The 15,143-nt window shown below is 60.6% G+C and carries 13 protein-coding genes; 3 read left to right on the plus strand and 10 right to left on the minus strand.

The annotated features are described in order from the left end of the window. The first annotated feature begins 155 nt into the window (after window positions 1-155). A complete protein-coding gene (locus tag BUB78_RS12330) occupies window positions 156-932 on the plus strand; it encodes a response regulator (protein WP_073198396.1) in 777 nt (258 codons plus the stop codon). Here the strand turns inward: BUB78_RS12330 and BUB78_RS12335 are convergent. Continuing rightward, window positions 899-2,449 (minus strand): PAS domain S-box protein, encoded by a 1,551-nt coding sequence (locus tag BUB78_RS12335; protein WP_084732861.1) that lies wholly within the window; start codon window positions 2,447-2,449, stop codon window positions 899-901. The two genes, BUB78_RS12330 and BUB78_RS12335, sit on opposite strands and share 34 nt — an antisense overlap. Before the next feature lie 130 nt (window positions 2,450-2,579). On the opposite strand from BUB78_RS12335, the gene BUB78_RS12340 reads away from it, so the two are divergent. Continuing rightward, on the plus strand, window positions 2,580-3,017 hold the full coding sequence (locus tag BUB78_RS12340) for a host attachment protein (protein WP_073198398.1): 438 nt from the start codon (window positions 2,580-2,582) through the stop codon (window positions 3,015-3,017). A gap of 66 nt (window positions 3,018-3,083) precedes the next feature. Here BUB78_RS12340 and BUB78_RS12345 read toward each other — a convergent pair whose 3' ends face one another. The 6 genes from BUB78_RS12345 to BUB78_RS12370 all read right to left on the minus strand — a co-directional run bounded on the left by BUB78_RS12345 (window position 3,084) and on the right by BUB78_RS12370 (window position 9,002). Beyond that, window positions 3,084-3,662 (minus strand): NAD(P)H-dependent oxidoreductase, encoded by a 579-nt coding sequence (locus BUB78_RS12345; protein ID WP_073198399.1) that lies wholly within the window; start codon window positions 3,660-3,662, stop codon window positions 3,084-3,086. Between the two features lie 4 nt (window positions 3,663-3,666). After that, window positions 3,667-4,809, minus strand: a complete 1,143-nt coding sequence (locus BUB78_RS12350) for a site-2 protease family protein (RefSeq protein ID WP_073198400.1) — start codon at window positions 4,807-4,809, stop codon at window positions 3,667-3,669. A 121-nt stretch (window positions 4,810-4,930) separates the two neighbouring features. Next, entirely contained in the window at window positions 4,931-5,695 is a 765-nt protein-coding gene (locus tag BUB78_RS12355; protein ID WP_073198401.1) for a hypothetical protein, read from the minus strand. Then, window positions 5,692-8,157 carry a Lon protease family protein gene (locus BUB78_RS12360; protein ID WP_073198452.1) on the minus strand — a complete coding sequence of 822 codons (2,466 nt, stop codon included), beginning with the start codon at window positions 8,155-8,157 and terminating at the stop codon, window positions 5,692-5,694. Before BUB78_RS12360 ends, BUB78_RS12355 begins: the two co-directional genes overlap by 4 nt. 158 nt (window positions 8,158-8,315) lie before the next feature. Then, on the minus strand, window positions 8,316-8,630 hold the full coding sequence (locus BUB78_RS12365) for a Kelch repeat-containing protein (RefSeq protein WP_073198402.1): 315 nt from the start codon (window positions 8,628-8,630) through the stop codon (window positions 8,316-8,318). A gap of 69 nt (window positions 8,631-8,699) precedes the next feature. Continuing rightward, window positions 8,700-9,002, minus strand: coding sequence for a Kelch repeat-containing protein (locus BUB78_RS12370; RefSeq protein ID WP_170865070.1), 303 nt, complete (start codon window positions 9,000-9,002; stop codon window positions 8,700-8,702). 445 nt (window positions 9,003-9,447) lie between these two features. Here BUB78_RS12370 and BUB78_RS12375 point away from each other — a divergent pair, with 445 nt between their 5' ends. Continuing rightward, a complete protein-coding gene (locus BUB78_RS12375) occupies window positions 9,448-11,433 on the plus strand; it encodes a hypothetical protein (RefSeq protein WP_073198404.1) in 1,986 nt (661 codons plus the stop codon). A 71-nt stretch (window positions 11,434-11,504) separates the two neighbouring features. Here the strand turns inward: BUB78_RS12375 and BUB78_RS12380 are convergent, their stop codons facing one another. Genes BUB78_RS12380 through BUB78_RS12390 form a run of 3 tightly spaced genes read right to left on the minus strand, consistent with a single transcriptional unit; the run spans window position 11,505 to window position 15,127 of the window. Beyond that, on the minus strand, window positions 11,505-12,446 hold the full coding sequence (locus BUB78_RS12380) for an ATP-grasp domain-containing protein (protein ID WP_073198405.1): 942 nt from the start codon (window positions 12,444-12,446) through the stop codon (window positions 11,505-11,507). Then, window positions 12,443-13,159 (minus strand): hypothetical protein, encoded by a 717-nt coding sequence (locus BUB78_RS12385; protein WP_139279336.1) that lies wholly within the window; start codon window positions 13,157-13,159, stop codon window positions 12,443-12,445. The genes BUB78_RS12380 and BUB78_RS12385 overlap by 4 nt, the downstream gene beginning before the upstream one ends. A 60-nt stretch (window positions 13,160-13,219) precedes the next feature. Further along, complete coding sequence (locus tag BUB78_RS12390; RefSeq protein ID WP_073198407.1) at window positions 13,220-15,127, minus strand: S8 family serine peptidase; 1,908 nt, start codon at window positions 15,125-15,127, stop codon at window positions 13,220-13,222. Window positions 15,128-15,143: the final 16 nt, after the last annotated feature.

Genomic DNA, 15,143 nt, shown 5'->3' on the forward strand with positions numbered 1-15,143 from the left:
TGTAATGAGGTCAACTTGGACGGCCAGTGTAGTAGGGGTTAGGTTGGATAGTATAAGTTTTGCATCAATTTGTATCGAAGGGCGCGCATGCCCCGGATTGATGACTTGAGTGTGTATTTCAGCAAGTTGCCAATCTCGGCGAAAAGGGACGAGTTATGACGCGCAAGATGATCCTTGTTGTAGATGATGATCCAAAAATCAGAACTCTCCTGCGTAATGTTCTGGAGGGTGAAGGCCTCGGCGTGTGCGAGGCCATGAATGCCGAAGAGGCATTTGAGCAAATCAAGGACTCTGTGCCCGATCTTGTCACGCTGGACATCAATCTTGGCGCCGACAACGGTCTTGAAGTGGCGCGCGCGATCCGCGCCACGTCGCAGGTGCCGATCATCATGGTGAGTGGCAAAGACGATGTGATTGACCGCGTCGTCGGCCTGGAAGTCGGCGCTGACGACTACATCACCAAACCGTTTCACACCCGCGAAGTGGTGGCCCGCGTGCGCAGCGTTCTGCGCAGAAGCAGTGGCCCCGCCGTATCGGATGACCCCATTGCCGGAACGCCTTTGGCGGCACCGGGCGAGGGCAGCGCCACTTTTTCCTTTGACGGGATCACCGTCCTGCCGGACCGCCTTGAAGTGCTGGACCGGGACGGAACCAGCTGTGGGCTGACAACGGGTGATTTCAAGCTGCTTGCCGTGTTTCTGGAACGCCCGAAACGTATCTTGTCGCGAGATCAGCTGATGGATCTTGTGGGCGGCATCGAATGGAGCCCGCTTGACCGTACCATCGACAATCAGGTCGCGCGCCTGCGCAAAAAGATCGAACGCGATCCGTCAGACCCCAAGCTTATCAAGACCGTGCGCGGCATCGGCTATACCTTTGTCGGCGATGTGGAGATCACTCAATCCTCGGATGGCGCAACCAAAAGCGCCTGAAGCCGCTGCGCCAGATCGGCGTGATGGTAGGGCTTGTGCAGGATATCCTGGCTTTGCGAATACTGCATTTTTCCGGTGACGACATCGCTTGCATAGCCGGATGTCAACAGGACCTTGATTGACGGGAATTCTGTTTGAACCTTTGCGGCAAGCTCGTATCCGCTCAGCTTGCCAGGCATCACGAGATCGGAAAACAGGATATCCACCTGCAAGCCCGCCTGTAGCCTTTCAAAGGCGGCATCGCCGGTCTCGGCCTCTTCGGTGTGATAGCCAAGCTTGCGGATGCGATCGACCGCAAGCTGGCGCACTTTGGGATTGTCCTCGACAACAAGCACGACCTGCCCATGACCATGTGGCAAGGCGTCCTCGCGCTGTTGACAGGCCTCGTCGCTGTCGGGGGCGGCACAAGTGCCGGAGACCGGAAAATAGAGGCCGAAACTCGTGCCGTGGCCGAGCTCGCTATAGAGTGTGATATGACCACCGGACTGGCGCACGAATCCGTAAACCATGGACAGGCCAAGCCCCGTGCCACCGCTGTCGGTTCTTGTGGTGAAAAAGGGTTCAAAGGCGCGATTCTGTGCCTCGGGGGTCATGCCTTTGCCATTATCGCTTACCGACAGGCGCACATATTCGCCGGACTCTATGTCGGTTTCCTGCGCCATATAGGTGTCGTCGATCGTGACGTTGGCAAGGGAAATCAGCAATTCGCCCTTTTGCCCCATGGCGTCGCGTGCATTCAGCGCAAGGTTGATCAGCGCCGCTTTCAATTCGACCGGATCGACCATGACGGGTTTCAGATCCGCCGCGAAATCCGTTCTTATGCGATAGGCTGCGCCAAGGGTTCGCTTGAGGAGGTTCAAGGCCACCTTGCAAAGGTCACGAAGGTCGGATTCGACCGGTTTGAGGTTGCTTTTGCGCGCAAACACCATCAGCCGCGAGGTCAGATCGGCGCCAAGTTCGGCGGCATCCATCGCGTCGCGGATCAGCGGAGTCTGCCTGTCGGTTGGCCCGCGCATGTCCAGCAATTCGAGATTTCCGATCACAACCGTCAACAGGTTGTTGAAATCATGGGCAATTCCCGCTGTCATCTGGCCGATGGCGTCAAGGCGTTGTGACCGGGAAAGGGCCGCCTGGGTCGCATGGCGATAGGTCAGGTCATGCATGATGCTGACGAACATCGGCGCGCCCGTCGCCTTGGTTTCGCCAACAGAGATATGCAGCGGAAACACACTACCGTCCTTGCGCTGGCCTTTGATATCGCGACCGGTGTCGATGATATGTTTCTCGCCCGTCAGCATATAATCCGACATGAACCTGTCATGCCCCTCGCCCAACGCTTGGGGCATCAGCATATTTACGCTTTGCCCGAGCATCTCGGATATCTCGTATCCAAACATCTGCCCGGCCGCGGGATTGGCGCGCAGGATCACGCCGTGTGCGTCCGATATGACCATCGCGTCAACGGCGGCGTCCATGATTGCGTTGAGCAATGCGCTGTCCTGAGTGGCGTTCTTCACTTGCTGTCCCGTTTTGTTTCCTGATCGTGCCAACATCTCGCGGTTTGACGCAAGTCACAATTGATATTGCTCAAGGTCCGGGCGCCATCATCTGCGACAAAGGACGAAGATATTAATTCTGGAGTGTGACATGAAACCGATTGTGACTTGGGTAGTTTTGGCAGACGCGCGCAATGCCAGCGTCGTGGTCAATAGCGGGCAGGGCAAAGGGCTTGCCGTCCTGGAGGATAAGGCCTGGAGTGCTAAACCCGCGATCGGGTTTTCATCCGAGGCAGGGGTTGGCCACAGCAGCGCCGGGCCGGGCATCAGCGCGGTCGATCAGGGTGACCCGCAAGAACACGCCGATCAGGTCTTCGCCAAGGAGATTGCCCGTGATCTTGAGGTCTCCCTTGCGAGAAAAGACTTTGACCGGCTCGTGATCGTATCAGGCCCGCATATGCTCGGGGTGATGCGCAAGGCGCTTACGCCGCCGGTGCGAGGCGTGATTGTGGGTGAAATCGCCAAGGATCTGTCGGATGCGCCGCTGGACAGCCTGCAAAAGTATCTTGACGACATCATCGCGACGTAGCTCGGCCCTGAAACGGTCGAGATGAATTCTGTGATCGGGGGCTCTGCGAGTGGCCCCCGTAAGCGGTTAGCGGGCGCGCCTGCCAAGCTGTCCGGCTTTTGCCAGAAACCGGGACTGCGCCCGTCCGCTTGGGTCTTCGGCATTGCCGAGGATGCTCCAGCGGACCGGGCGGATGCCGCAGAACTTGAGGATATTGCGATCAAGGCTGCGCAGGGAATGCGCGAAAAAGAGCCACCGGTAAACGAAGCCCGGCATGCCCATGGTCACGATCACCCGCGCCGATTTGCCGCGAAGGGCAGGATGCCATCCGCGCCGGTCCATCTCAAAGGCAAAGCCCTTGCGAAACACCTGTTCGATCCAGGCTTTCAGCAGGGCAGGGACATCCCCCATCCAGAGCGGGTAGACCAAGACCAGATGCTCGGCTGCCAGGATCGCGGCCTGCGCCGGGGCGCAGATGGGCGGCCAATCTGGGCCTTCCCATTGCGCCTGCGAGCGCAGAAAGGGAACATCCTGCTGGGCGATATCAATCACGTTCACGCGATGGCCCGCGGCCTCGGCGCCGGCGCGATATGCCTGAGCTATCGCATGGCACAGATGGGGCTCTGCGGCGTCGGGATGGCCCTGAATGATCAGGATTTCGGTCATGACCTCAATCGCTCTTGGGGGGATGGGCAAGCATTGCCGAGAGGTGGAGATAGGCCGTCAAATCCGACAGGGTGATCACCCCGAGCAAGGCGTGATTGTCTGTCACCAGAAACTTGCGCCGCCCGGTCCTGGCGATCAGCGACATCAGATCCCTGATCGGCAGGTCAGAGCGCACCCTGGTTGACGCGTCCAGAGTGGTGAAAACATCGTCGACACGGGTGCCGGCCCAGTTTTCCCGGTCGATCCCGCCAAGAACCGCCGTGTCGATATGACCAAGCAGAACGCGATCCTCGACCACCGGAACAAAGCTGATGCGGTGTTTCAACATGATCAGGTTGACCATGTCGTTCAGCGTCATGTCCGGCCCGACAACAACCGGATCTCTGGTCATCAGGGCCTTGACGGTTTTGCCGTCAAAGGCGCTGCGCATCAATTGCGCCTGATAGCTTCCTCTTGCGGCAAAAAGCACGAAGCCGCCAATCAGGATATGCCAAAGCCCGGTCACCGTCGCGCCCTGAAAAAGCGCCATCAGGCCCAGAGCCATCAGGGCATAGGCGAAAACCGCGCCGGAATTTGCCGCCATTTCGGTGGCGCGCAGGATGTCGCCGTTGCGATGCCACAGGTAGGCGCGCAGCACACGCCCGCCATCCAGCGGAAAGGCCGGGACAAGATTGAACAACGCCAGCACAAGGTTGATGACCGAAAGATAGGACAACACCTCGATGATCGGTGCAGGCATCGACACCATCGCCACGACCCCGGCAAACACCCAGAAGCCAAAGGCCAGTGCCAGACTCATCACCGGGCCGGCAAGGGCCACCTGAAACTCCACGGCGGCAGTCTGGGGCTCCGATTCGAGCTCGGCCACGCCGCCGAAAAGAAAGAGGGTGATGCTTTTGATCTCTACGCCATAGCTTCGGGCCACGACCGAATGGGCCAGTTCATGCAGCAGGAGCGAGCCGAAAAAGCACAGAGTCGCGGCAATCGCCATGACCAGATAGACATCGCTTGTCTGCCCCGGAAGGACGTTCGGAAAATACTGTCGTGACAGGCTCCAGGTGATCAGCGCGGCAATTAACAGCCAGCTTGGATCAACCTTGATGTCAAACTTATTGAGTGTGAATATCTTGACGGCGTTCTTGAACATGGCCACCCCTGATCTCTTGCTGCCAGTCTAGCGAGACGATGTGTCGATTTGTTGATCTTGCTCAAACGGCGCGCTTTTTGTTTTGGCGGGCAGGGGCGCGGGTTTGTGCCTTGCGGCGGGTCTAGGGGCGGTCCCGGCTGGGCGGGATTTGAGTGCTGTGCTCAAGTTGATCGCCCGAACCCGCCGCCCCGAACACAAACAGAGGACAGCGCGCGACCTCGAGCACCTGGCGCAGCTGATCCGGGGTGCGGACCGGCCCGTGCGCGAGGTCAAGCAGGACCGCCTGCACATTCATGCGCGCCAGGGCCGCCAGTGCGCCGTCGAGGTCGGCAAAAACATGTGACCGGGGCGGGCCATCGGATTGCTCACCGACCGAGAACACCAGATGGTCGGCCCCCAGGGCCTTGGCCAACCGATCGGAAAACGCCTCAAGCGCGTCATCCGCCACGGGCGTGGCCCTGAGCGAAATGATCTTGCCCCGCATCGGATGCACGCTTCGGTGCCCGACCACGACGATGTCCCACCCGGCAGAGGCCGTCAGGGATTGCTGCACAAGCTCGCCGATAGAGTGCTCAAAGCTCCAGGCGGCACCGGCAAGCCCGGCAACCTCTGCCAGGGAGCGCTGAAAGGCCTTTGCATCGGCTTCAAGGACGGTACGAAGCTGTGCCGGGCTTGGGGCGAAGACAAGCGTGCCGCTGGCCGAGACAACCCGCTGATTTGGAATCTGACAGATATTCAGCATGTCCCGGTCTTCGATCAACAGCCCGCCGAAGGCGACATTCACCCCCCCGGCCAATCGGCCGAGGATCTTGAGGGCGGTGGATGCATCGGCAAAAGACCCGGCACCGATCAGGATGCGGGTTTCGGCACGCGGCGGGGCGGTCACGTCATGTCCTCCGGCTTTGGCGGGGCCAGGACGTTCCTGGCAAAGTGTCGGCGGTTTTCGGCGAATGCTCTTAGCTGTGCCTCCACGAGCGCATTTATGCTGCCCTCGGGAAAGGCGCCGCTGCGTTTGCGTTTTCCGGCCACGCGCCCGGTCAGGGCCTCGATGCCCTCGTCGATGGTCTTGATTGCAATGACCCTGAATTTACCGGCCCTTGCCGCCTCGACGATATCGTGGCGCAGCATAAGGTGATCGACATTCGCGGCCGGGATCAGAACGCCCTGCTTGCCGGTCAGGCGCCGCGCCTTGCAGGTGTCAAAAAAGCCTTCGATCTTTTCATTGACCCCGCCGATGGCCTGCACCTCGCCGTTCTGGTTGACCGACCCGGTGACCGCCAATCCTTGCCGGATCGGCACGCCGGACAGGGCAGAGAGAAGCGCATAAAGCTCGGCAGAAGAGGCGCTGTCGCCGTCGACGCCGCCATAGCTTTGTTCAAACACCAGACTGGCATGCAAGGACATCGGCACGTCGCGCGCATAGCGAGAGGCCAGAAAACCGCCAAGGATCAGCACACCCTTCGAGTGCAGCGGGCCACCAAGTTCGACCTCGCGCTCGATGTCGATCACCTTGCCGGCCCCCATCCTGACACGCGCGGTGATACGCGACGGGCGGCCAAAGTAATGCTGGCCGGTGCCGATCACCGAGAGGCCGTTGACCTGCCCGACCACCGATCCAACGGTGTCGATCAGAATGGTCTTGCGCGCGACCGCCTCTTGCAGGCGTTCCTGAATGCGCGAGGCGCGTCTGTCGGCCTGCGTGATGGCCTGTGCGATATCGGCGTCGGTGATCAGGTCCTTGCCCGCTTGCCCGGCATAGTGATCCGCCTCGCGCATCACGTCCTTCAGCGCGCCGAGTTGCAACGTGAATTTCTTGCTGTCATCGGCCAGCCGCACCGCCTGATCCAGTAGCGCCGCAGCCGCCGCCGCGCTCATCGGGCGCAGGTTTTCCTGCTGGGCATAGCCCGCGACGACCCGCGCCATAAGGCGGGTATTCTTGGCCGTTCTGGGAAGGTCATCCTCAAAATCGGCCTGTAGCTTGAACAGCTCATTGAATTCCGGATCGAGCAGGCAAAGCAGCATGTGCAGGCGCCGGTCGCCGATCAGAACCACGCGCAGGTTGAGCGGGATCGGATCCGGCTCAAGCGAGACCGTCGACACAAGGCCAAGCCGGTCACCGAGCGAGGTGATGGAAATCGACTGGCTTTGCAGGCTGCGCTTGAGCGCCTCCCAGGCATAGGGCTCGGACAAGAGGCGCAGGGCGTCAAGCACGAGAAAGCCGCCATTCGCCCGGTGAAGCGCGCCGGGCTTGATCAGGGTGAAATTGGTCACCAGCGTGCCCATTTCCGAAATATGCTCGATCCGGCCGGTCAGGTGATGCAGGGTTGGCAAGTCTTCGCTGACAACCGGCGCGGCGACGTCCTTGGATGCCTCGTGCGACACCATGATGTTCACGGCGTATCTGTCGAACTGTGGCTCAAGGTGGAACTTCCGGATCACTTCGGGGAAGGGGCCGTTGTTCTCCTCTTCCTTTGAGACAAGAAACAACTCGGCGTTCGAGATCATGTCCTTGCGGACTTTCTCCAGGTAAATGCCGACCTCGGCAATTTTCCTGAACTGGTCCGCGACCTCCTTGACCCGAAGCGACACGACCCGCTCGGCCAGCCCGGCGTGCAACTCTTCGATCCGCTGGCGGTATTCCTTTTCAAGTTGCGGCCCATGGCGAAGCACCTTGGCGAGCCGATCTTGCAGCCGTTCCACCTTGGCGTCGATTTCTTTGCGTTCCTCGGGGGCAAGCGCCTCGTAAACCTCGGGCTTGATCGGTTTGCCATCAATGATTGCGGCCAGCATGAACCCCATCGGCGTGCGCAAGAGCGCAACACCCTCTTTCGCGGCACGCTCGGCAAATTCGGCGATCGGCTCTTCGTGTCTTTGACCGAATTCCTCCTCGATGGCGCGGCGTTGCGTCTGATATTCCTCGGACTCAAACAGCGCCGGAATCTCGTTGGCCAGATCATCGACCAGATCCTGCATGGCGGATTTCAAAAGAGACGCAGAGCCCGCGGCAAGCTGCATGGCGTTCGGTTTGTGCGGCGCGTCGAAATTGTTGACGTACACCCAATCCGAGGGGGCAGGGCGGTCAGCGGCCTGTTCGGAAATCAGCTTTGACACGGTTTCATGACGTCCCATGCCCATGCGGCCCAGAACGTAAATATTGAAATCCTTGTGGGCGATGCTGGCCGCGAGATTGATGGCGTCGATGGCGCGGTCCTGCCCGATCATGGTGTGGGCCGAGCGAAGGTCGGCGGTGGTTTCAAACCCAAGGTCCGCCGGGTCGCATTCCACGCGCAGCACCTCGGGCGCCAGCCCTGTCGGGAGCGATTCTGCCTTGGATTTCTTTTTTGCCATGATGAGGGCCTCTGATCTCAGGCGTTTGTTGCCCCTCGCCAAAATGGGGTGCGATCCGAGGGGCTTGCGCCCTTCCACGAGGCCTTGTTTGTGGCATGGATCGCGCCCCGGACCTTTGATGTTGATCAATCAGGCCGGATTTCGATTTTGGCGGCCTCTCAATCGGTCACCGGCTCCGAGGTTGCAACGACCGAGTCCAGAAACACGGCATCGGCAAAGCAGCCTTCCTTTTGCTGACCGCCAATGACGAAAATCCTGTTGTCCGACATAAAGACCGCCGCGTGATCCATGCGCGCGCCGGGAAGGTCGGGCAGGGGGGCGTAGGTTCCGGGCCAGGACGACAGGTTGTCCACAATATCCTGACGATAGACGTAATTCGAGTGATTGAATCCGCTGGTTTCGCCGCCAAGACCACCAAAGGTGTAGATATATCGATCCTCGATCAGGACCGCCGCATAAAGGGTGGTCGGCATCTGGATCGTGCCGCCCGGGGAACAGGTTTTTGTGGTGACGTCAAAAATCTGGATCGCGTTGCTCTTTCCTCAGGAATAGGGCTGTTTCGAGAACCCGCCGACGACACATATCTTGGTGGCCCCATACCGAAAGGCCGCACAATGCGACCGGGGCGTGGGCATGGTGCCTGTCGTTGTCCATGCCCCGGTGGCCATGTCGTATTCAAGAACGTCTTCGCCGGGGATCGTAATCAGATAGCCATCGACATATTTCTCAAACTCGTCGCCGCCAAAGACATAAATCTTGTCATTGACCACAACCGCACTTGGGTTGCGCCGCGCCACCGGGAGCGGGGCTTGCGGGTGCCAGCTCAGAAACCGCAGCCCAAACAACTTGTTCAACCCACTATAGAAAGTCGGCTTGAGCGGCACCTACTTCCAAAACAGAGATGGCATGATCACCCTCCTTGCGATCCGTTGTTCAAGTGTCCGGGCTGGCCGCCTTCCCCGTTTTCGAGATCACGGCGTTCAACCGATGGTGGCGCATTTCGGACATCCCCAAGTTGATTTGCATCAAACGACAGAACCTGGCGATTGGTGAACAGGACGGCGCTCTTTGAAGGCCCCCGGGAGAGCAAAACACCAATTAGGCAAAGTTTTGCCGACTGCCGGTAAACGAAAGTCGTATGTCAGGATATTCAACCATGCATTGATTGCGATCAATTCAGGCCTGAAATTTCCACATACCCTTGGCGGCCTCAGAGGAAATTTATTGGAGGAACTCGGAATGTCGATGATTGTTCAATACATCTCACAGTACAGTTGCCGATTAAGGCCGGTGTTGGCCGCAGCCTTCGGAGGGCTTTTCCTGGCTGCCGCCGGTTTGCCCGAGAGCGCCCTGGCGCAGGACGATCCGTGCAGTGGCCTGTTGTTTTCCACGTCCGAGGATTTTCTGACCAGAGGCCCCAAACCCGCAGATGGCAATCCCATCATATCGGACGGCGACCTTCTGGCCTGGCATGTTTCATCGGGCGCGCGGATTTGTCGGCGCAATGCCGATCTGATCCGCCGGTTCGATATCTCGCGGGTCGACCTTGGCCTTGATGCGGTTGCTTCGGTCGATGAGAAACGCGAGTTGATTGCCTTTTCCACCGAACTCGACAGCCCCAACGGTGATCAGTTCACGGCGGGCGATCTGTTGTTCACCAATGGCGGGATCATTCCCAACGCGGCGCTTCTGGCGCGCTTCAAGCTGCCGCGCTCGCTTGATCTTGGCCTTGATGCGGTCACGCTCATCGGCAAGGAAGATCGGTTGCGCCGTTTTGCAGAACTGGCCCGCACGGGCAGACTTCGGGATAATCCCGATCAACTTGCCGGGATTTTGAAGGAACTGGATATCGACATCTGGTTTTCAACCGAAGGCACGCCGCCGGAAATCGGCAAGCCGATGTTTCTGGATGGGGATCTTTTGTCGGCGCGCGACGGTGTGATTGTGCGCTCGAACGCCTCGCTCTTGCCGGCCCTGCCTGCGGGTATTCCGGTGCGTGGTGCGGATTACGGGCTTGATGCCTTTACCCCGGCGCTCGACCCGATTGAAAATGTTCCGGTCGAATTGATGTCGACCGAGATCGTTGGCTTTGGGCCGACGCCCTTCACTGACGGCGATGTGCTTCAGCCGGGGCCGTCGATCTGGCTCAAGGCGGGGGACCTGCTGAAAACGCTGGAACCGGCAACCCGCGATCTTGGCCTTGATGCCCTGCATGACACCGTGGGCGACGTGGTGCAATGCGCGCCCCCGTCGATCACCTTTATCAGCAACGTCGAGGTCGGGGTGATCGACCTGACAACCGGCCTTGCCGACTTTTCGGGCGTCACGCAGCGACCCTTCGCCAATGATATCCGCATTCAGGGCTCGATGCCCGAAGTGGTGAATTGCCCGGAGCTTGCCAAGTACGAGTACCGGGTAGAGATCGATCAGGGCGCGGGATTTCCGGCCTTTGCCGATCCCGGTGTCGTGCATCCCGCAAGCGACAACTGGCGCCGGATGGTGCGCCCGACGCCCGCCTCGCCCTGTCCGATCTCGCGCAACGATGTCTATGACAGCGATCCGCTCGGCTGGTTCGCGGTGACGGATTACCGCCGGTTTGACGGCTGCGGTGACCCGCCGAGCCTTGCGGTCTGGGACTCGACCACCGGGGCGAGCAATGCCCTGGTGCGGGTTCGCCTGGTGATGCGTGAAATCGGCGCCACGACCCCCACTTACGTCAGTGGCGCGGTGCGCGTTCAGATCGACAACGACCGGATCAGCCTGCCGGACAACCTGTTGCAAACCTCTTCGGGTACCGGGGACATGTGGTTTGACATCTACCGCGCGTCTGCGACCTCGCCGCTTGGCGATCAATGCAAGGTCGAGGGCGATGGCAAGCCCGTGGTTCTGGATATGAAGGGCCGGATCAATGACGATCATTTCTGGAAATATGACCTGCGCTGGTCGGGGGGATTTGTGGTTGGCGCCCATATGATCACCACTGCGGCGGATCAACCCGAGTTTGATGACGGGCGGGCCGATCTTGACGGCACCGGCACACAGCCCCCGAATTCAATCCTTGTGCCGCTCAAAACCGGGTTCGATCTGACGGCGGCCTATGCAAGCGTTGCTGCGGCGCAAAGCGTTCCGACCGAATTGCCGGATGTGTGCGGTTTCACGGTGCATTTCCGGGCCTGGGACCGGGCGATCCAGCTTAACTTTGCCCCCGCCGCCAATTACTTTGGCCCTGTCAGTCGACACACGACGATGTGGCGCTCGTTCTGCGTCTCTCGCTAAGGCGGTGCGCGATGCGAACGGCCCCTGTTCCCAAGCGGAACGGGGGCCGTTTTTCGTGTGCGTTCGGTCGATCAGCCTGCCAGATAGCGCGCAATCGCGGTTGAAATCGGCTGGCCGGTGTTGGCCTCGTAATAGGAATAGGCCGGGCTTGGGTTGACCTCGAAACACACCCACTCCCCCGTGGGCGTTTCGCGCAGATCAATACCGGCCAGCGGCAATTCAAGCATCTGCGACAGGGCAACGGCCCGCTTCGCCACCTCGGGCGGAAGGTCGAATGGCTCAAGCTCGGTAGAGCCGCCCTCGTCGCGGCTGGCATAGCGGTAATCGACACCCGTCGTGGTGATGCGCGTGGCAAAGACCTCGCTCCCCACCACATGCACCCGCACATCGCGGCCCTCGACACGCTCTTGAAACTGCACCGGGCAGATGCGCAAACGGTCAAGCCGGGCCAGATCATCGGCCGTTACGCTGCGCACGATCGAGCGCACGGCACTGGCGGATTTAAAGATCACCTCACGGCCCTGCGCCGCGGCATCCTCTACAAATTCGCGGGCGCGATCCGGGGCATTGGTGATCAGGGTGCGCGGAATGTCAAAACCGGCGCGGGCAATGATCTGTGCCTGAAACGGCTTGGAATTATTGGTGCCCATCCCCGGTGTCCGGTTCAGAACCCTGCCGGTGCAGAGGTCGGAAAACACCGTGAAAAGCGTCACGAAACGCGAAAACCGTTGCCGCGCCGGATCGTCAGGCGCCAGCTTGCACAGCTCGGGAAAACTCTCGTCGGAATGCAGCCGCTGATAAAGGCCGGTGACGTCTTCAAGGGCGATATCGTCTTGCCCCGCACAGCGCAATTTGCCCTGCAAGACGCCCTGTGCGCCCGCCGGATCAAAGGCCAGATGCAGATCGGCGTGGCGGCGTTGGTCAATCATGCGAAAGGCAATGCCCAGATCGTCAAGCGCGGTCGCGACGCGGGCAAGGGGCGGCTCATCGGGCAATCCGGCCAGCACGATCATGGCGCGCCCTCCTGAAAGATGTGCGCCACCTGTGCCAAAAGGCCGGGTTGTGCGCGGCTCAGGTCGGGGACTGGCGCGGCATGCGAAAACACCGCGCCCCCCGGTCCCTGGCCGAACATAACCTCGAGCATGTCGAATCCGACATAGCGCGCCAGATCGCAGCTGGCCCCGAACAGATCGGGGTGCACGGATGTGCTGTGGCATTGGTCCCTGCAGACGATCACCGAGTGCACCGGGACGGGCGGCACCGGATCAGGCAGGTCAACGTCATAGAGCATCGGCGCCGTCGGCAGGCCTGCGGCGGCGGCGTGGTGCTGCCATATGGCGGGATGAAACAGCGGCCCGGTCACGGAGATCGCCGTTGGCCGGTTGATGACGGGGCAGGGCAGTGCACTTATCCAGCTTGACCAGATCGCCAGCAATTCCTGCTGACTATAGGCGCGGTCCGTTGCGCTGACCCGTGCCAGATGCGCGTCGGGCAGAAACTCCAGCCGGTTGACCACGCCGGTGATCGAGCTGCTGTCGAGCGTGCCATGGGATTTCAGCGTTACGCTGCTAAAGGTGTCGGTGCCGTCCAGCCGATGCTCCATATCAGGGGCATAGACCAATTCCTGCGGGGTGATGATCTGTGCGGCAATACCGTGATCATGCCGCAAACTCGCGACAAACCAACGCGCCGATATGTCGTCGGGAGAGCATAGAAATACAATCATATCAATGGCTTTCATCGAAAGTGGTGGCCCCGCCGCGAATGCGGCGGGGCCGGGCCGGGATCAGAAGGTTTCGGTGTCCTTGCTGTCCTTTTCATCCTTGGCCAGTTGCGCCGCGAGTTCGGGGTCATCGTACTCGCCCGCGTAATCCTGCGCGCCCTGCGCCAGATCGGGGCGCAGTTCCGAGGTGATGAAATGGGTCAGGTCACTGACCATCGCCTCAAGCGAGGCCATGCGGGTCTCGATGTCACCACCGCCCGGTGTCAGGCCACCTTCACGTTGTTTTTCGGCCTGCTTCTCGATCTGCTTGTCAAAGCGCTTTTCAAGGGCCTTTTCAAAGCGATCCTTGTCCTTCTCCTTGAATTCCTTGATCTCCTTGTTGTCCTTGCCCTCCTTGAATTCCTTCTCCTTGACCTCTTTGCGATCCTTTTCCTTCAGCTCCTTGATGAACTCCTTGCGCTCTTTAACCTTTTCGATCTCTTTCACCGTTTCCTTGGTGATTTCCTTGGCCTTGATGACCGGACCAAACGCACAGCGATGCAGCGCCTTGAGATCGGGCCGGTTGCCGATGCGTTGTGTGCGCGGGCGCCCCGGTCCGTCGGTTTGCGCGGCCCCTGTGGTGCGCAGGCACTGGCGCACCTTGGCCGGGCTGAGAACCGCCGTGCCACGGGCGCGGGCCATGCCCTGCAACGAGCCGATGGCGCCCACCACGATGGGCGAGGCAGAGGATGTTCCCGAGAAGGTATCGGTGTACCAGACGTCTTCGCTCCCGCCCTGAAGCCCCCCGTAACCGCAGGTCGTGACCTCGCGACCCCAGCCCTGGGCATCAATCAGCGCGCCGTAGTTCGAGAAATCCAGCCGCGAGCGGTCTGGCCCGTGGTTGCGCCCATGGGTGCCGGGAGGCGGCGCGCCGGCCCCGACGACAATCGCCCCGGAATCGCGGTTCGAGCGGCGGAACGGATTGGTCCAGCTGCCGGGAAATCCGGCGGGGCGCGCCTGATAGATGTTGTCATCAAGGTTCTCGGCGCCGTTGCCGGCGGCCTCGACCACGATGATCCCGCGCCGGGTGGCGGCGAGGATGGCGGCGAAATCGTCCTCCCACCACTCAATCGCGATATAGCCTTTCTGGTCGCCGCGTGACTGAAAGTTGTGACGCGGCCCCGGACGGTGCAGTTCCAGCAGCATCACATCGCCGCGCCGCAGCCGCGATGTGGCATGGCGGATCGCGCCCGCCGAGCCCATGCCGCCAAAGATCGACACCGCCGATGCCGTGGCCTGATCACAGATGCCCGAGATGCCAAAGCTGTTGTGATCGCCGGAAAATTCGCCAAGCACCGCCGTGCCGTGGTTGCGCCAGCCGATATTGGTGGACTGGGTGCCGCCGACCACGCCGCCCTGCATCTGGCGCAGGTCCTCGTGGGTGAAGCGCCAGGCGCCTTCGATGTCGATGATGCGCACGTTCTGGCCACGCCCGCCGCCACGCGCCCAGGCCCATCTTGCATCGACGCCTGTGGGCGAGGGATCGAGGTAACCCTGACGCGACACGTAATTCGGTGTCACGGGGGGCTCGTCCAGACCCGGTGCCGGGCCGTCATCCAACATCACCGGGGGCTCTGCGCCGGGTTTGACATAGGCGGCCTCGACCTGGCTCAGCTTGGCCAGGGCCTCGGCGGCTTCTTCGGCTTTGGCGTCTTCGACGTCGAGCCTGTAGAACCGGTTCAGCTCTGGCATCGGGGCATCGCTTTCGGCGGATTCCTCCATCATTTCAAGTTCGACGCGTTCTTCGGTGCTGCCGAACATGGGCAACATGCTGGCCTTGTATTTCTTCAGGACCTTTTCAAGGTCCGTGACCGGCTCTGCCGTGGTGGTTTCAAATCGCCCGGCAGAAGACCGCAGGCCCGCGTCGGGCTGCATCACTACGATGGTTTCGCGCGGGGATGCCGGCGCGGTGTTCAATGTGTCGTCAGTCATGTCTTGACCTCCTCCT

It is taken from the genome of Roseovarius marisflavi (assembly GCF_900142625.1).
In the GTDB taxonomy this organism is placed as follows: Bacteria; Pseudomonadota; Alphaproteobacteria; order Rhodobacterales; family Rhodobacteraceae; genus Roseovarius; species Roseovarius marisflavi.